The organism is Photobacterium panuliri, from assembly GCF_059920555.1.
The window spans coordinates 1,439,996-1,457,055 of the sequence record NZ_CP197192.1; the positions used below are offsets into that span (position 1 = coordinate 1,439,996).

Consider the following 17,060-nt stretch of genomic DNA (forward strand, 5'->3'; position numbering starts at 1 on the left):
ATATTTTGAAAATAAAAATCAACGCTTATCAATTATGGCTTATTTTTATTGGGGTTTCATTTGGATATGAATTGCCAATAATTGAATTGTCAGGTGTTGATAAGTTTAACCCTAGATTATTTGATATCGCTCTTGTTTTAGGTTTTTTGGTTTGGCTGAAGAGTGGTATAAAAATAAAATATGATGATATTTTTTATAAACAATGGTTCAGTTTGGTTCTATGGTTTACATTGTGTGTATTTATATCAGTTATTATTTCTGATTTCCCAAGCAATATAAATGCATATATGTTATTTTATTTGATTGAATATTATAAAGGTTTATTGCTGTTAACTATTATTATATCTATCCCGAGAGAGAACATAGACCTTGAAAAGATAGGTAAGTATATTGTTTTAGGAGGAGTGGTAACGGCGGTTTATTGCCTGTATGAGATAAATAGTGGTTCTACTGAAATAGTATTGTCTGAGTCATTAGTGATTGTTAAACCTGAAAATTACGTATGGGGACCATTTGTAGGCTCATATTTTCAGATTGCTATGTATTTGCCACTGGTTTTTATAATTGCATTAGCTTTATTTTTAAAAACAAAATCTTACACTTACCTTTTCGTATCTGTTTTTTTGTTATGGCCAACATTATATACAGGTTCTAGAACTCATTTATTTATGGTTGTTCTAACAGCAATAGTATTCTTCTACTATTTGTTTGATGGGATTGAAAAGAAAATAATATCAATTTTTTTCGTGTTTCTTTTAGTTATTACTTATGTGTCTTTATTTGATAGTGGCTTTAATATTGATGGATTTGAAACGCTATCAAGAATGGAAAAGCTTGAAGGTACAGAAGAGCATTCGATAATATCTAGATTGTTATTATTCAATTCATTTGATATATATGCATATGATAATTATTTAGCAATGCCTATAATAGGTGGCGGGTTTTATGTATCACCAATTGATGGGAATTTTAGAATAGGTTATGGTTTTCATAATATATATGTTTTTGCATTTGAACAATCAGGTTTGATTGGACTGCTCCTATTCATAACAATTTTCTATGTGTTTTTTATAAGGGTATATGGTTTTATTAGAGGAAAGAAGGAAGATAAAAATTATTATATGGTGCTTGCTGTTTTTTCATATATTATTGCGTGTATGGTGATAGGTCTATCTGGACATACTTTTTGGGGTGGGTTTTCAACATCTAATTTGAATAATCTGAGAATTTTCATGATGCTTATAGTTAGTATGTACGTTACATCATCGAAGTTAGAATGAATATATTCTATTTAGAATTAAATTTCCCTGTAAAGATTTCAAATTTAAATGACGTTAATTAGTGATCAATATGGAAAGAATATTATTGGTAAATGATCATAATCACTTTAGTGGTGGAGGTGATGCAGTTCTAATTCTTGAAAAAAAATATTTAGAGTCTCAAGGGTATAAAGTATATACATACTCGTTTTCAGATGTTCCTAGAAGTGATAATGAACAAGACTGTTTTTATATTGAGAGTAGCTCAAAAATAAAAAGAAAAGTTGATAAGTTTGTTGGTTCGAGAGTATTAGAGAAACACTTTGAAGATTATGTTAATAGAATTGATCCTGATATCATCCATGTGCATTTAATATCTAAATATCCACACTCAATTTACAAGAAACTAGGTAAATATCGAACAATACAGACATTGCATGGACCTAACTTGTTTTGTGCTACATCGTGGGGAGGGTTGAAAGATTGTGCGCCTTGCGAATTAGGAATTGGGATGAAGTGTTATAGTAAGGGATGTATATCACTCTTACCTTCATTATTATATAAACAATTAAGTGATAGATATAATAATCAATTAAGATCAAATGTTGATTTTTTCCATTGTCCATCTAGACAACTTTATTCTGCAATCAAAAGATTAGGATTTGACAACTCATGTTATATGCCATTAGGAATTGATGAATGTTTTGATAAACCTGTTAGCAAAAAGGAAAATCCAAGGCCAGTATTACTCTATGTTGGTGCGATAGCTGAACAAAAAGGAATCAAAGTTTTAATAGAAGCATTGAAAATAATTAAAATAAAGCACAGAGATGCCCTACTAAAAATTGCAGGGAAAGGTAATCTTCTTGGTTGGGTGGAAACGCAAATAAAAAAATTTGAATTAGAATATAATGTAGAGTTATTAGGTTTTGTTGATAGAGATAAAGTAAGAGAACTATATATAGAAGCCGATATTTTTGTAATGCCTAGTTTATGGCATGAGCAATTTGGGTTAGTAGGTCCTGAAGCTTTATCTTGTAAAACGGCATGTGTTGCAAGCAATATTGGAGGTATCCCAGAGTGGCTTCATCATAATTGCTGGGGATATTTAGTACCACCTAACCAACCAAAGGATTTAGCTGAATCTGTAATACATCTCATTGAGAACCCAGAAAAAAGAAAAGAATTTGGAGAAAAGGGGAGAATGTTTGTTTTGAATGAATATAGTTCAAAAAAATATTCTAAAAATATTTTAGAACTTATGAAGAGTATTAGCGGTGAAAAAGGTTATATACAATGTTAGCGGCAGAAGTTTTTTTAAAAAGAATTTAGGTAGGAAAATTTCAGAGGTTATATCTTGTTGGAATGAACTCCCTATTGAGTTGACACTTATATGCGGGGGGGATTTAACAAATAAGAGAACTCATGACAGAGTTAAGTACGGTGCTTCTGATATCCATAATAATAAAATTAGGAATAATAAAATATTAAAACCATTAATTAGAACATTATCAGAGATTGTTGATATTATTCATGATATAAAAGTTTTTAATTATATTAAATCAATTGATGATATATCTAAATATGATTTGATTTGGGAAAGATCTTCCAGGTTACATTTTAGTTCTTTGATATTAGCTAAAAAATTAGGTATCCCATATGTACTTGAGTGGAAAGATCATTTAGTCGATTATAGGTTATCATTATTTGTATTTTTTGCGAAAATGATTGAGAAATATAAAGTTAATAATGCTGATTATATAGTTGTTGAGTCTGAAGTAATAAAGGAAAAGTTGACTAGTGAATTTTCTAGTAAAATAAATGTCATTGTTGCTAACAATGCAGTTAATCCCGATGAATTTATTCAGAGTGAAAATGATAGATATAATATTAGAGCTAGTCTTAATTTAGATGATAAGTCGTCATTAGTTTGTTATGTCGGAAGTTATGCTTTTTATCATGATACATTAAGGTTACTTTTGGCTGCTAAGAAAATAGATGAAAAAGGTTTTGAAAATATAAAATTTCTACTTGTTGGTGATGGCAAAGATTATAACAAATGCCTTTCTTTTGCTAAAGATAATAATTTGTTAGGTAAATCTGTGCATTTCATGGGGCCTGTTGAAAAAGAATATGTCCCATCTATATTGTCAGCTGCTGATTTAACTGTTTTACCTGGTTCTACAGACATCATTTGTCCTATCAAAGTTTTTGAATATATGTCAGCAGAAACTGTAACCATTATACCTGACTATAAATGTAATAATGATGTAATAGATGATGATGTAACAGGAGTACTATTCACCCCATATGATGAAATTGATTTGGCAGAAAAGATAATTAAATATTCAAATGATAGGGATCACTCATTAAAAATATCAAAATCTGCTAGGGAAAAAGTTATAGAATTATATTCATGGAATGGTACGTGGGGTAAGGCATTATTTGACATACTTGAGAAAGAGTCTGTGAATGTTTGATTTTACGAAAATATACAATGGCTTGATTCGGCGCATTTTAACATGTTATTGGCGTTGCAAATTAAAAGAGTGCGGTAGTAATTTTATCATTGACCGTAATGTTGAAATATTTAATCCACAAAATATAAAAATAGGTTCACACTGTGTTTTTAATCGTGGTGTTATTTTACAATCATGTGATGATGCAATAATTACAATAGGTGATAGAGTTACTATTTCTTATGGTGCAAAGATTATTACTGGTGGGTTAAATTTAGATAATTATACTAATGAACGAACTCATGTTACTGGTGATATATTTATAGATCGAAATGTATGGATAGGCGCTGGAGCAATAGTTTTACCTGGAGTTAATATATCATCAGGAGCAGTCATAGCTGCGGGAAGTGTTGTAACAAAAGATGTTATAGAAAATGCTATTGTGGCTGGTGTTCCAGCTAAAATTATAAGGATTGCTGATAGTAATGATAATTCTAATTAATGCATTGAGTGCTTTACGAGGTGGTGGGCAGACATATATAAAGAATTTATTAAAAGAGTATAATTGTAATAGCTACGACTCTAAAATCATTTTGGTTGTCAATAAAAAGAATATTGATGCATTTAAAAGTTATGAGTCTTCTAAAATTGTAATTTATAAGTCTGATTTTGCATCTTTCAATATTTTCTTTAGGTTTATATGGGAGATATTCTATTTACCAGTGCTAATTAAGGTTCGAGAAGTTAAATCTTATTATGCTCCTGGCGGAATAATGCTAACCCCTGTTATTTCAGAGTGTAAAAGATTTACTGCGCTTCGTAATATGTTACCGTTTGACAAAAATGAAAGAAAACGATTTCCATTTTTTTCATATTCAAGATTCAAATTATTTATACTCAAGTATTTGTTTATATTGTCATATAAGTTATCGGATGGTGTAATATTTATTTCTGAGTATTCCAGAGATTCAGTTAGAGTTTATTTGCCTAGTATCGAAAAAAAATCAACATTAATATATCACGGAATAAATCCAATCTTTAATGATGATGACGTTGGAGATGTCTCGATTTATAATTTGAGTTTGAACGGTTACTATTTATATGTGTCAATTCTTGATGTATATAAAGCTCAAAAAGAATTGATTAAAGCATGGTGTGAAATGTATAGCTTAGGCTTGATATCCACGCCACTGGTTTTAGTTGGGCCAGCTTATAATCAATATGGTAGAGAAGTTATTGATTATATAGGAAAACATTGTAAGGAAAATGAAGTTGTGTATTTGGGTGCTATTGAATATGAAAAACTTCCTTCACTCTATAAATCAGCTAAAGCATTGGTCTTTGCATCATCATGTGAATGCTGTCCCAATATTTTATTAGAAAAACTTGCTTCTAAAAGGCCTGTCTTATGTTCAAATATAGAACCAATGCCTGAATTTGCTAGAGATGCTGGTATTTATTTTGACCCTTATAAGAGTGAAACTTTAGCAAAGGCAATAAATTATCTAGAGGGCGGGGATTTATTTGACATTTATTCAAATAAGTCAGCGGATAGAGCTAGGTATTTTAGTTGGAATAAAACTGCCAAATTAACTTTTTCTTATATTACGACTATTAAGTGACTATTAATTATGTTTACAAGTAAAGTTCTACTTATAACTGGAGGTACAGGCTCATTTGGTAATGCTGTACTGCGTCGTTTTCTTAATACTGATATTCGTGAAATCCGTATTTTCTCTCGTGATGAGAAAAAGCAAGATGATATGAGAAAGCACTTTAAATCAGATAAAATTAAGTTTTATATTGGTGATGTGCGCGACTACCAGAGTGTATCTAATGCTATGCGCGGTGTAGATTACGTTTATCATGCGGCTGCACTTAAGCAAGTACCATCCTGTGAGTTTTATCCAATTGAGGCCGTGAAAACAAATGTATTAGGAACTGAGAACGTTCTTGAGGCTGCCATTTTTCATGGTGTGAAACGTGTTGTTTGCTTGAGTACCGACAAAGCGGTTTACCCTATTAATGCGATGGGAATTTCAAAGGCAATGATGGAAAAAGTTATTGTCGCTAAGAGTCGAAATTTGGAGCACACCAATACGACAATTTGTGGTACTCGTTATGGTAATGTAATGGCATCTCGAGGCTCTGTCATTCCGCTATTTGTTCGTCAAATTGTTAATGGTGCGCCGATTACGATAACGGATCCGTCGATGACACGCTTTATGATGACATTGGATGACGCTGTTGATTTGGTTCTTCATGCATTTACTCATGGTGAAAATGGTGACATTTTTGTTCAGAAGGCGCCTGCTGCAACAATTGAAGTGTTGGTACGCGCAATTCTAGAAATCATGGATAAACCGAATCATGAAGTGAATATTATTGGTACTCGTCACGGTGAAAAACTCTACGAAGCACTTTGTAGTCGTGAAGAAATGTTTATTGCTCACGAGCAGGGAAATTATTATCGTGTTCCTGCTGATAATCGTGATTTGAATTATTCGAAGTACTTTGAAGTCGGTGAAAAAGATCTGTCTAAAGTAGAAGACTATAATTCTCATAATACTGAGCGTCTTGATGTTGAAGGTATGAAGCAGTTGCTGCGTAAACTGGATTTTATTCGTGAAATTGAATCTGGTAATTTGGTTGTGCCAGAAGGGGTATGATGATGAATGTCCTTATTCTTGGCGCAACTGGAATGCTCGGTTACAGCTTGTTTTCTAATTTATCTGAATTCGAACAATATAATGTTTATGGAACGGTAAGAACACTTTTTGGTGTTGAAGACTACTTCACGACTCTGCAAAGTAATATTATTGAAAATGTGGATGTTACCGATTTATCTCAATTGGAATCGGTTGTAGCCAACTTGCAACCAACAGTTGTTATCAATTGTATTGGAATTATCAAGCAACACTCTATCTCAAAACAGCATGTAGATGCTATTAGCATTAATGCTTTGCTACCTCATAGATTGGCAGAGTTATGTGATAAATACGAAGCAAAGCTTATTCACTTTTCTACAGATTGTGTATTTGATGGAAAAGTTGGTAATTATTTCGAAAGTGATTTACCAACAGCAACAGATCTCTATGGTAGGTCTAAATGTTTAGGTGAAGTTAATTATGGTGATCACTTAACTTTAAGAACCTCTATTATTGGTCATGAGCTGAAATCTTCGGTTAGTTTAATTGATTGGTTTTTAAGTCAAACTGGTGTTGTAAATGGATTCTCTAAAGCAATTTTTTCAGGTCTTCCTACCTGTTACATTGCAAAGTTGTTAGCAGAAAATATTTTACCAAGCAAATCTTTAACGGGACTTTATCATTTATCAGTAAACCCTATTGACAAATATACACTTATTTCTCTTGTATCTGATATTTATAATCATGATGTAACGATTAATAAGGCGGATGATTTCATTATAGATCGCTCTCTCGATTCAACGAGAATAAGAGATGAAATTGATTTTATTGTCCCTGAATGGAAAGAGTTAATCAGTTATATGCATAGTGATTATAATAAAAGGTATAAGGCATGAATAAGTTAAAAGTAGTTACTGTCGTTGGAACAAGACCTGAAATAATTAGACTTTCAAGAACTATCGCAAAACTAGACCAGTATTGCGACCACACATTGGTTCATACTGGCCAGAACTATGACTACGAGCTGAATCAAATATTTTTTGATGATCTAGGTATTCGTTCGCCAGATATCTTTTTAGAATGTGCAGGTAAAACATCGGCTGAAACAATGGCACAGGTAATTAGCAAATCAGATAGCTTGTTTGAAGACCTAAAGCCAGAGGCCATATTGATTCTTGGTGATACAAATAGTGCATTATCAGCAATACCTGCAAAACGAAAGAAAATCCCTATTTTCCATATGGAAGCAGGTAATCGATGTTTTGATTTACGTGTACCTGAAGAAATTAACCGTAAGATAGTGGATCATATTTCTGATGTGAATATGCCTTATAGCGACATAGCGCGTGAGTATCTTCTCCGTGAGGGAATTAGTCCTGATTTTATTGTAAAAACAGGCAGCCCGATGGATGAGGTACTTGAATATTACAAAGATAAAATCAAAGGTTCTGATGTACTAGAACGTTTGTCGCTTCGCAAAGGTGAATACTTTTTGGTGAGTGTGCACCGTGAGGAAAATGTTGATTCAGAAAAGAATATACATAGTTATGTGGAAGCATTGAATACCCTGGCGGAGAAATATCATTATCCTATTATCGTATCAACTCACCCACGAACACGGAAAAAGATCGATTCGCTTAACCTTAAGTTTCATGAACTTGTGAAGCTTATGAAGCCATTGGGTTTTAGTGACTACGTTCATTTGCAGAAAGAGGCGAAAGTTGTACTCAGTGACAGTGGTACGATCACAGAAGAGTCTTCAATTTTGAATTTTCCGGCAATTAATATTCGTGAAGCACAAGAAAGGCCTGAAGGCTTTGAAGAAGGTGCGGTAATGTTTACAGGCATGAGTGTAACTCGAATATTACAGGCTATTGAGGTGCTCAATGACCAGCCAAGAGGTGAGAAGCGTCTTGTAAACAAAGTAGTAGACTATCAAGCACCAAATGTTTCAGACAAAGTGTTGAGAACCATACTGAGCTACACAGATTATGTTAATCGTGTTGTTTGGAGAAAATATTAATGCGATTGGCTCTAATTATCGATGATTACTTGCCACAAAGCACACGAGTTGGGGCAAAAATGTTCCATGAACTCGCGCAAGAACTAGTTACTAATGGGCACGATGTTACTGTAATTACGCCATGTGCTGATCAAGATTCACATCTTAATATTGGGACGATTGATGGTGTAAATGTCTGGCGCTTTAAAAGTGGAAAGATTAAAGACGTAGGGCGTATTGAAAGAGCATTAAATGAAACATTACTTTCTTTCCATGCATGGAGGGCAATTAAAAATAGCATCTCTGAAAATACATTTGATGGTGTCATTTATTATTCGCCATCTGTTTTCTTTGGTAATTTGGTCAAAAATATAAAAGAAAGATGCGGTTGTCCTACTTTTCTTATCTTGAGGGATTTTTTTCCACAGTGGGTTATCGACGCGGGTATGATCAAAGGTGATTCTCTAATTGCAAAGTATTTTCGATTTTTTGAAAAGTTATCTTATGATCAGGCAAGTATTATAGGGCTTCAGTCAGAGCGGAACCTAGACTTATTTGAGTCATCATTTTCTGGTTATTCTACGGTAGTGACTAGGAATTGGTCTAAATCAGTACCCGCTTCCAAAACTAACGGTGAAAATTTCCGAGAAAAACTCGGCCTACAAGATAAAGTCATCTATTTTTATGGTGGAAATATTGGTCATGCCCAAGACATGGCAAATCTTATGCGGTTGGCAAAAAGGATGGCCGAGTATGAAAATGCCCATTTTCTTTTTGTTGGGCAAGGCGATGAAGTGGAATTGATTAATGATTTGGCGAAACAGTGGCAGTTGAAGAACTTCAGCTATTTGCCATCGGTTGATCAAAATACCTTTAAACAGATTTTGGCTGACGTTGATATTGGGTTGTTCTCATTATCCCAAAAGCATACTGCGCATAATTTCCCCGGTAAGTTATTGGGTTATATGGTGGAATCGTTACCGATACTAGGTAGTGTCAACGAAGGTAACGACCTTCTTGATCTTGTTAATAGTTATCAGGCTGGGTTCATATATGTAAATGGTGAAGATGACAAACTATATCAAGCTGCTGCCGATCTTTACCATAATGCAGAGCTAAGAAGGGATATAGGTAAAAAAGCATATGACTTATTGGTGAATGAGTTCTCTGTACATTCTATTTCAAAGTCAATAACAGAATCTTTAGAGAGGGAGTATGAGAATTGTTGACGATGATTTGATTAGCGATTTATTTGTTAAGGCGAAAATTTCAGAAAGAAAACGTGCTCACCTGCTGCTCCATGGTTCTTATAAAGACAAAGTTCAACGCCTGCTCATTGGGATGTGTAAAGGCAGTTTCGTAGAACCGCATTATCATGAATTTTCCCATCAATGGGAAATGTTTCTTGTATTAGAAGGCGTCGTTAAAGTTACATTATACTCGACGAGTGGAGATATTACTGAGTCTTTTTTTGTTGATTCTAAAAATAGCTGCAATATTATCGAGTTTGCATCTGGTGAAATTCACAGCCTAGAATGTATAACGGAGAAGTCTCTTTTGCTTGAAATAAAGGAAGGTCCTTTTATTCAAAATAATGCGAAAGTTTATCCAGTATGGTTTTAAAGGTATAGCAATGCTCTTAGTGTTCTAATAGCTGATAAATTGAATTATTAATTTGATTCAATACTTATTATGATTGTGTGATGTTAATAGAGTTTAATAATTATAGGGATATTATGAGTAAAATAACTAAGGCGGTTATTCCTGTCGCGGGTTTAGGCACACGTATGTTGCCCGCCACCAAAGCCATTCCTAAAGAAATGCTTCCAATTGTAGATAAACCGCTTATTCAATATATCGTCAATGAATGTGTGGCGGCGGGTATTAAAGAAATTGTGCTGGTTACGCACTCTTCAAAAAATGCGATTGAAAACCACTTTGATACGTCTTACGAGCTAGAAGCGACACTGGAAAAACGAGTAAAGCGCCAGTTGCTTGAAGAAGTACAGTCTATCTGCCCTAAAGATGTCACTATTATGCATGTACGTCAAGGCCACGCTAAAGGGTTAGGGCATGCTGTATTGTGCGCCAAACCGCTTGTGGGTGATGCGCCATTTGCCGTTGTTTTGCCTGATGTAATTTTGGATGAATATACCGCTAATCAATCTACGCATAACTTGGCAGCTATGCTAGTTCGTTATGATCAAACAGGCGCCAGCCAAATTATGGTTGAACCTGTTCCCATGTCAGATGTGTCAAAATATGGGGTAGTTGATTGTGCTGGGACGGAACTGGTTGCTGGGCAGTCATGTCAAATGACGCGGATGGTAGAAAAGCCCGCTATTGAAGAGGCGCCATCTAACCTAGCTGTTGTCGGTCGTTATGTGTTGTCTGCCAATATTTGGGACAAGCTGGCTATTACCCCTCCTGGTGCTGGTAATGAAATTCAACTTACTGATGCCATTGATATGTTAATGCGTGAAGAAACCGTTGAGGCATTTCATATGAGTGGAAAATCTCATGATTGTGGTGACAAGCTGGGATATTTAAAAGCATTTGTTGAATATGGACTGCGCCACGAAACGTTGGGGGTTGAATTTCAAACTTATTTAACCTCAATCATCACGGCAGATAATAAATTAAAACTTGTCGGATAATTATAATATCAGCCTTCATTTAACTCAGAATGGATACGAGAGTTGGCTATGACATCTACAGTATTCTTGTTTGTCTTCGCCTTGTCGTTTTGCTGTTTATTTGTATTTAGAAAATTGGCAAAACGAATCGGTTTGGTAGACAAACCCAATGCACGCAAAACCCATCAGGGGGTGATTCCGTTGGTGGGTGGGGTATCAATATTCATTACCTTGGCAGTATCCTTCGTGATGTTTATCGGCCCTTCTTCGGATCTATGGTTGTATTTAGGATGTGCAGCCATATTGGTGGTCACTGGTGTAATAGACGACCGGTACGATATCAGCTTTAAAATTCGCTTGGTTATTCAAGCTGGGGTCTCTCTGGCTATGATCATAATTGGCGAGAAGAGCTTGCATAACCTAGGGTTTTTGATGGGGAGCGAGGCCATTGAGCTGTCTGTCGGCTTTAGTACCCTGATAACCATATTGGGGGTGATCGGAGCGATCAACGCCTTCAATATGGTCGATGGTATCGACGGCTTGTTGGGCGGCTTGGCCTCTGTCACCTTTTCGGCGCTGGGCTATATGTTCTATATAGACGGCAATCTTCAACCAGCCATTTTTTGCGCCATGCTTGTTACGGCCATGCTGCCTTATATCATGCTAAACCTCGGTATCCCGCTGGGGCGGCGGTTTAAGGTATTCATGGGCGATGCCGGTAGCATATTCATTGGCTTTACGGTGATCTGGCTGCTTATCGAGGCTTCGCAAGGGCCGGATGTCACCGAAATTCGGCCGGTTACCGCGCTGTGGTTGATCGCGGTGCCGTTGATGGATATGGCGACGATCATGGTTCGCCGTATGCGCAAGGGGCAGTCGCCGTTCCAGCCAGACCGCGAGCACCTCCATCATATTTGCCAGCGCATCGGCCTGTCTTCGACCATGTCGCTCATTTTTATTTGCGCCCTTGCCATGTTGTTGGCTGCCGTTGGCATTTGGTCTGATATCTACAAAATAAACGAGACGTGGATGTTCATCGCTTTCTTGTTGGTATTTGTGACCTACTTTTTGGTTATCAACTATATCTGGCGAATTGTCACTGTGCTTCGCGGGGTATTTGGCACCCATAAAACCATCGATTTCAGTATGGATGTGCCGCAGCCGAAGTCAGAAAAATAATATCGACAGGCTTCGTTCATTAATTTAATTGTCAGTATGGCTGACAGAATTCTACAAATATATTTCAGAGGTTGGGATGAACTTCAGTACGGTTATTCTTGCTGCCGGCAAAGGGACACGCATGTACTCGAATTTGCCGAAAGTGCTTCATAAAATGGCGGGCAAGCCAATGGTCAAGCATGTGATTGATACCTGTCAGTCACTGAACTCGTCGAATATTCATTTGGTTTACGGTCACGGTGGCGAGCAGATGCATTCCGCCTTGGCCAAAGAGAGCGTGAACTGGGTACTGCAGGCCAAGCAACTGGGTACCGGCCATGCGGTGACAGAGGCGGCGGCCCATTTTTCCGATGATGAGAAAGTGCTGATCACCTACGGTGATGTGCCGCTTATCAGCCGCCAGACTATCCGCAACCTGCTCGATGCCCAGCCCAATGGCGGTATCGCCTTGTTGACCGTGCTGCTTGATGACCCCTCGGGCTACGGCCGGATTGTGCGCCGTAACGGCCCGGTGGTGGCGATTGTCGAGCAAAAAGATGCCACCGAAGAGCAGAAGCTGATCAAAGAGGTCAATACCGGGGTGATGGTGGCCAACGGTGGCGATCTCAAGCGCTGGCTGTCGCGGCTGACTAACAATAATGCGCAGGGGGAGTACTACCTGACCGACGTGGTCGCCATTGCCCACAACGAAGGTCGGGCGGTTGAGGCGGTGCACCCTGAGCGGGCGATTGAGGTCGAAGGGGTTAACAACCGTGTCCAACTGGCAAGGTTGGAGCGCGCTTACCAGCAGCTGCGGGCGAACCAATTGCTTGAGAAAGGGGTGATGTTGCGTGATCCGAGCCGCTTCGATCTGCGCGGCGAGCTAACCCATGGCAAGGACATTGAAATTGACATCAACGTGGTGATCGAAGGCCGTGTTACCTTGGGCAACAATGTGGTTGTCGGGGCGGGGGCGATATTGAAAGATTGTGTGGTGGCTGATGATAGCGTGATCAAGCCCTATAGTGTGATTGAAAATGCTATTGTCGGCCAGCGTTGTCAGGTGGGGCCGTTTAGCCGTATTCGCCCCGGAACAGAATTGGACGACGAGGCCCAGATCGGCAATTTCGTCGAGGCCAAGAACGTGCGTTTGGGCAAGGGCTCCAAGGCTAACCATCTCACTTATCTGGGGGATGCGCAGGTGGGTGAACGGGTCAATATTGGTGCCGGTACCATTACCTGCAACTACGATGGGGCCAACAAGTTCAAGACCGAGATCGGCGATGATGTGTTTGTTGGCTCGGATACCCAGCTGATTGCGCCGGTGACGGTGGCCAGTGGGGCGACTATCGGGGCTGGCTCGACAATCAGCCGTTCGGTTGGCGAAGGCGAGTTGGTGGTCACCCGGGTGCCGGCCAAAACGCTCAAGAATTGGAATCGGCCACAGAAACAAGGCTCTTAAATGTTTGGTGGGTTGGGTAGTTATGGATACTGACGTGATTTGTGTCTGAGCTACCCTCCGCGGGAAAGGAATAAGGCAAGGTATGTTTGAGAAGATTCTGGTTGTATGTGTCGGTAATATTTGTCGTTCGCCATCAGGTGAATATTTGCTTAAGCACTTGTTGCCGAATAAAGAGATCGCATCGGCCGGGGTCGGTGCCTTGGTCGGTCGGCCGGCAGATGCGATGGCGGCCGAGGTGGCACGGGATCACGGGATCAGCTTGGACGGGCATGAGGCCCGCCAGCTGACCAGTGAGCTGTGCCGCGAGTATGATTTGATCTTGGTGATGGAAAAGGGCCACATTGCCGCGGTGGCCAACATCGCACCTGAGGCCAGAGGGAAAACCATGCTGTTCGGCCAGTGGGTTGGCCAGAAGGAAATTCCCGATCCCTACCGCCAGAGCCGCGAGGCCTTTGACTTTGCCTATAGCCTGCTTGATGAAGCGGCGCTTGCCTGGGCCAAAAAGCTAAAGTAACTCAAGCCGTTATTAGAAAACCGCCATTTGGCGGTTTTTTTGTCTTTGTACTTCGAGGCAATATCGATAGCTCGCTGGTTTTACAGTGTTTTTCTCGTCGGTGATAGCCAGGGGCGGGGAAATGATTAGCTGCCGATAAATCATGATTATGGTACTGTAACCGTTTGAAGCACGGCCATGCACCATGCTGTATGGTTATAGCTAGCATAATGAATAGCTGGCGGCAGGTTCGAACGGCTATCGAAACCTATCGAATCAACTGCTATCGAACAACAGCTATTGAAACAATGGAGCGAAATGTGGATAAGCTAACGCATTTAAAACAACTAGAAGCCGAATCGATTCATATTATCCGCGAGGTTGTGGCGGAGTTTGACAACCCTGTGATGCTGTATTCCGTGGGTAAAGATTCCTCTGTCATGCTTCATCTGGCCAAGAAGGCTTTTGCCCCAGGTATTCCTCCGTTTCCCCTGATGCATGTTGATACTACGTGGAAATTCAAAGAGATGATTGAATTTCGCGATTATATGGCTGGCAAGATGGGAATGAAGCTGATCGTGCACCAGAACCCAGAAGGGGTGGCGATGGGCATCAACCCGTTCGTTCATGGCAGCTCCAAGCATACCGATATCATGAAAACCCAGGGCCTGAAGCAGGCGCTCGACAAGTACGGCTTCGATGCGGCCTTCGGCGGTGCGCGCCGTGACGAGGAAAAGTCACGCGCCAAAGAGCGGGTTTATTCCTTCCGCGACGAACACCACCGTTGGGATCCGAAAAACCAGCGCCCTGAACTGTGGGACATCTACAACGGCAAGATCAACAAGGGCGAGAGCATCCGTGTATTCCCGCTATCTAATTGGACAGAGCTCGATATCTGGCAGTACATCTATCTGGAGAATATCGAAATTCCATCCCTTTACCTTGCCAAGCCACGTCCGGTGGTTGAGCGTGACGGTATGCTGATCATGGTCGATGACGAGCGGATGGAGCTGCGCGAAGGCGAGAAAGTCGAGCAGAAGATGGTGCGCTTCCGTACCCTCGGCTGCTATCCGCTGACCGGTGCTGTTGAGTCTCAGGCCACGACGCTGCCGGATATTATTCAGGAAATGTTGCTGACGACCACCTCCGAGCGTCAGGGCCGGGCGATTGACCATGACAGTTCCGGATCGATGGAGAAGAAAAAGCGCGAAGGCTATTTCTAACCCATGCTGATCACGGCGTGTGTGATTGTCGGGCTGCTGCTGTTCCTGAGCTTGAGTTCAGCCCGTATCAGTCTTGTTTTTCTGTTTGCCGTCGCGGTGCTTTATGTGTCGGGGCAGGTCGATCAGACCGTTATCCTCGGTAACATCACCAATAGCTCGGTGGTGACCTTGCTGCTGCTGATGGTCGCCTCGCAGGCGTTGGAGCGCTCGCATCTGTTGCCGTGGCTCTCCAGCAAGCTGCTGCGTACCCAGTACCGCTGGACCCTGTTCAATCTGGCTGGGGTGTCGGTACTGAGCTCGGCGGTTTTGAATAATACCGCGGTGGTAGCGACCCTGATGGGAGCGTTGACCAAAGGGCGCGACCACCCGCCGTCGCGCCTGCTTATTCCGCTGTCTTACTTTGCTATTCTCGGCGGTACCCTGACCCTTATCGGCACCTCGACCAATTTGGTGGTCAACGGCCTGATTGAGGAGCAGGGCTATCCGGCATTGGGCTTCTTTACCTTCTTGCCGGTGGGGTTGGCCTTGGTGGTAACCTGTGGCGCGACCATTTTCTTGATTAGCCAGCGCCTGCCGAGCAACGGTTACCATGCGTTTTCGCCCGAGGCGTTCTTCCTTGATGCCGAGGTTACGGCCGACAGCAAGCTGATTGGCAAAACGGTGCGCCAGAACAAGCTCCGGGCACTGGAGGGGCTGTTTCTGGCCGAGATCGTTCGCGGTCGCCGCTTGATTTCGCCGGTCACGCCTGAAACGGTGATTGAGGCCGGCGACAAGCTGATTTTCACCGGCAACGTGTGTGAGGTGAAGCAGCTCAATACGTTTGACGGACTTGTGGTGTTTGCTGAGCAGGACCGCCTGCTCAACGACAACTTGGTGGAGGTGATTGTCAGCCCCGAGTCGGTGCTGATCAACAAGACCATCAAGCGGGTTAACTTCCGTTCCCGTTTCGACGCGGCGGTGGTGGCTATCAGTCGTAACGGCGAGGCGCTGTCAGGCAAGTTGGGGGAGCAGGTGATTGCGACCGGCGACAAGCTGGTGTTGGCCGCCGGTGCCGATTTCCATAGCCGCACCAACCTCAGCCGCAATTTCTTTATTCTTAATGACAAGAAGATCCGCGAGCCCTTTAGCAGTTGGCAGAATGTAGTGGCGGTGTTCGGGTTTGCTTGTGCCGTTCTGGGCTCGGTGGTGTCACCGCTCAATCTGATTGATACCTTGTCGTTGTATATACTGGTATGCGTGATGTCGGGGGTGATTGACGGCTCTTCGATCCGGCGACGGTTTCCGTTCGAGCTGTGGATGGTGTTGGTGAGTGCGCTGACTATCGCCTATGCCTTCTCCCATTCGGGGCTGGCTGCGGCAATTACCGGCTGGCTGTTTGCCGGGCTGGGGGGCAGCTCGGTGATGTTGGCGTATATCGGGTTGTTTTTAATCACCGTGGTGCTGACCGAGGCCATGACCAACAGCGCGGCAGCGGCGATCATGTTGCCGATGGCACTGGCGTTTGCGCAGATCTATCAGGTGAATTATATGCCGATGGTCATGGCGGTGACCTACGCGGCCAGTGCCTCGTTTATTAGCCCTTACGGCTATCAAACCAATTTGATGGTAATGAATGCCGGCAATTACCGTTTTGGCGATTTTATTCGGGCGGGCTGGCCGGTCAGCCTAGTGTATTGCGTGGTCGCCCTGAGCGCGATACCGGTTTTTTTCCCGTTTTAAG

16 protein-coding genes are annotated in these 17,060 nt (G+C 40.9%); all 16 read left to right on the plus strand.

The genetic code is table 11. The features are described from left to right. Positions 1-5: 5 nt before the first annotated feature. The 16 genes from ACSF8X_RS06855 to ACSF8X_RS06930 all read left to right on the plus strand — a co-directional run bounded on the left by ACSF8X_RS06855 (position 6) and on the right by ACSF8X_RS06930 (position 17,059). Positions 6-1,280 carry an O-antigen ligase family protein gene (locus ACSF8X_RS06855; protein WP_500850999.1) on the plus strand — a complete coding sequence of 425 codons (1,275 nt, stop codon included), beginning with the start codon at positions 6-8 and terminating at the stop codon, positions 1,278-1,280. A 70-nt stretch (positions 1,281-1,350) separates the two neighbouring features. Continuing rightward, positions 1,351-2,562: a glycosyltransferase family 4 protein gene (locus ACSF8X_RS06860; RefSeq protein WP_500851000.1), complete on the plus strand. Its 1,212-nt coding sequence runs from the start codon at positions 1,351-1,353 to the stop codon at positions 2,560-2,562. Beyond that, positions 2,537-3,739, plus strand: coding sequence for a glycosyltransferase (locus ACSF8X_RS06865; protein WP_500851001.1), 1,203 nt, complete (start codon positions 2,537-2,539; stop codon positions 3,737-3,739). The genes ACSF8X_RS06860 and ACSF8X_RS06865 overlap by 26 nt, the downstream gene beginning before the upstream one ends. Beyond that, positions 3,732-4,220, plus strand: coding sequence for an acyltransferase (locus tag ACSF8X_RS06870; protein ID WP_500851002.1), 489 nt, complete (start codon positions 3,732-3,734; stop codon positions 4,218-4,220). The genes ACSF8X_RS06865 and ACSF8X_RS06870 overlap by 8 nt, the downstream gene beginning before the upstream one ends. Continuing rightward, positions 4,204-5,340 carry a glycosyltransferase family 4 protein gene (locus ACSF8X_RS06875; RefSeq protein ID WP_500851003.1) on the plus strand — a complete coding sequence of 379 codons (1,137 nt, stop codon included), beginning with the start codon at positions 4,204-4,206 and terminating at the stop codon, positions 5,338-5,340. Before ACSF8X_RS06870 ends, ACSF8X_RS06875 begins: the two co-directional genes overlap by 17 nt. Before the next feature lie 9 nt (positions 5,341-5,349). Further along, the gene (locus tag ACSF8X_RS06880; protein WP_500851004.1) at positions 5,350-6,387 is read left to right on the plus strand and encodes a polysaccharide biosynthesis protein; all 1,038 of its coding nucleotides are present in this window, start codon (positions 5,350-5,352) and stop codon (positions 6,385-6,387) included. Continuing rightward, entirely contained in the window at positions 6,384-7,262 is an 879-nt protein-coding gene (locus tag ACSF8X_RS06885) for a dTDP-4-dehydrorhamnose reductase family protein (RefSeq protein ID WP_500851005.1), read from the plus strand. Before ACSF8X_RS06880 ends, ACSF8X_RS06885 begins: the two co-directional genes overlap by 4 nt. Then, positions 7,259-8,389 (plus strand): non-hydrolyzing UDP-N-acetylglucosamine 2-epimerase, encoded by a 1,131-nt coding sequence (wecB, locus tag ACSF8X_RS06890; protein ID WP_500851006.1) that lies wholly within the window; start codon positions 7,259-7,261, stop codon positions 8,387-8,389. Before ACSF8X_RS06885 ends, wecB begins: the two co-directional genes overlap by 4 nt. Next, positions 8,389-9,597 carry a glycosyltransferase family 4 protein gene (locus tag ACSF8X_RS06895; RefSeq protein ID WP_500851007.1) on the plus strand — a complete coding sequence of 403 codons (1,209 nt, stop codon included), beginning with the start codon at positions 8,389-8,391 and terminating at the stop codon, positions 9,595-9,597. Before wecB ends, ACSF8X_RS06895 begins: the two co-directional genes overlap by 1 nt. Then, positions 9,584-9,991 (plus strand): WbuC family cupin fold metalloprotein, encoded by a 408-nt coding sequence (locus ACSF8X_RS06900; protein ID WP_500851008.1) that lies wholly within the window; start codon positions 9,584-9,586, stop codon positions 9,989-9,991. Before ACSF8X_RS06895 ends, ACSF8X_RS06900 begins: the two co-directional genes overlap by 14 nt. A gap of 113 nt (positions 9,992-10,104) precedes the next feature. After that, complete coding sequence (gene galU / locus ACSF8X_RS06905) at positions 10,105-11,025, plus strand: UTP--glucose-1-phosphate uridylyltransferase GalU (RefSeq protein WP_500851009.1); 921 nt, start codon at positions 10,105-10,107, stop codon at positions 11,023-11,025. A 48-nt stretch (positions 11,026-11,073) separates the two neighbouring features. Next, complete coding sequence (gene wecA, locus ACSF8X_RS06910) at positions 11,074-12,183, plus strand: UDP-N-acetylglucosamine--undecaprenyl-phosphate N-acetylglucosaminephosphotransferase (RefSeq protein ID WP_500851010.1); 1,110 nt, start codon at positions 11,074-11,076, stop codon at positions 12,181-12,183. A gap of 76 nt (positions 12,184-12,259) precedes the next feature. Beyond that, complete coding sequence (gene glmU, locus ACSF8X_RS06915) at positions 12,260-13,624, plus strand: bifunctional UDP-N-acetylglucosamine diphosphorylase/glucosamine-1-phosphate N-acetyltransferase GlmU (protein ID WP_500851011.1); 1,365 nt, start codon at positions 12,260-12,262, stop codon at positions 13,622-13,624. 82 nt (positions 13,625-13,706) lie between these two features. Continuing rightward, entirely contained in the window at positions 13,707-14,138 is a 432-nt protein-coding gene (locus ACSF8X_RS06920) for an arsenate reductase/protein-tyrosine-phosphatase family protein (protein WP_500851012.1), read from the plus strand. 299 nt (positions 14,139-14,437) lie between these two features. Continuing rightward, on the plus strand, positions 14,438-15,340 hold the full coding sequence (gene cysD / locus ACSF8X_RS06925; RefSeq protein WP_420835132.1) for a sulfate adenylyltransferase subunit CysD: 903 nt from the start codon (positions 14,438-14,440) through the stop codon (positions 15,338-15,340). Positions 15,341-15,343: 3 nt separating this feature from the next. Next, positions 15,344-17,059, plus strand: coding sequence for an SLC13 family permease (locus ACSF8X_RS06930; protein ID WP_500851013.1), 1,716 nt, complete (start codon positions 15,344-15,346; stop codon positions 17,057-17,059). Position 17,060: the final 1 nt, after the last annotated feature.

Coding starts and splice junctions, on each gene's coding strand:
- ACSF8X_RS06900 (WP_500851008.1), top strand. CDS start 9,584: ATGAGAATTGTTGACGATGATTTGATTAGCGATTTATTTGTTAAGGCG.
- ACSF8X_RS06875 (WP_500851003.1), top strand. CDS start 4,204: ATGATAATTCTAATTAATGCATTGAGTGCTTTACGAGGTGGTGGGCAG.
- wecA (WP_500851010.1), top strand. CDS start 11,074: ATGACATCTACAGTATTCTTGTTTGTCTTCGCCTTGTCGTTTTGCTGT.
- ACSF8X_RS06860 (WP_500851000.1), top strand. CDS start 1,351: ATGGAAAGAATATTATTGGTAAATGATCATAATCACTTTAGTGGTGGA.
- ACSF8X_RS06885 (WP_500851005.1), top strand. CDS start 6,384: ATGATGATGAATGTCCTTATTCTTGGCGCAACTGGAATGCTCGGTTAC.
- ACSF8X_RS06930 (WP_500851013.1), top strand. CDS start 15,344: ATGCTGATCACGGCGTGTGTGATTGTCGGGCTGCTGCTGTTCCTGAGC.
- ACSF8X_RS06870 (WP_500851002.1), top strand. CDS start 3,732: ATGTTTGATTTTACGAAAATATACAATGGCTTGATTCGGCGCATTTTA.
- ACSF8X_RS06880 (WP_500851004.1), top strand. CDS start 5,350: ATGTTTACAAGTAAAGTTCTACTTATAACTGGAGGTACAGGCTCATTT.
- wecB (WP_500851006.1), top strand. CDS start 7,259: ATGAATAAGTTAAAAGTAGTTACTGTCGTTGGAACAAGACCTGAAATA.
- ACSF8X_RS06920 (WP_500851012.1), top strand. CDS start 13,707: ATGTTTGAGAAGATTCTGGTTGTATGTGTCGGTAATATTTGTCGTTCG.
- galU (WP_500851009.1), top strand. CDS start 10,105: ATGAGTAAAATAACTAAGGCGGTTATTCCTGTCGCGGGTTTAGGCACA.
- ACSF8X_RS06895 (WP_500851007.1), top strand. CDS start 8,389: ATGCGATTGGCTCTAATTATCGATGATTACTTGCCACAAAGCACACGA.
- glmU (WP_500851011.1), top strand. CDS start 12,260: ATGAACTTCAGTACGGTTATTCTTGCTGCCGGCAAAGGGACACGCATG.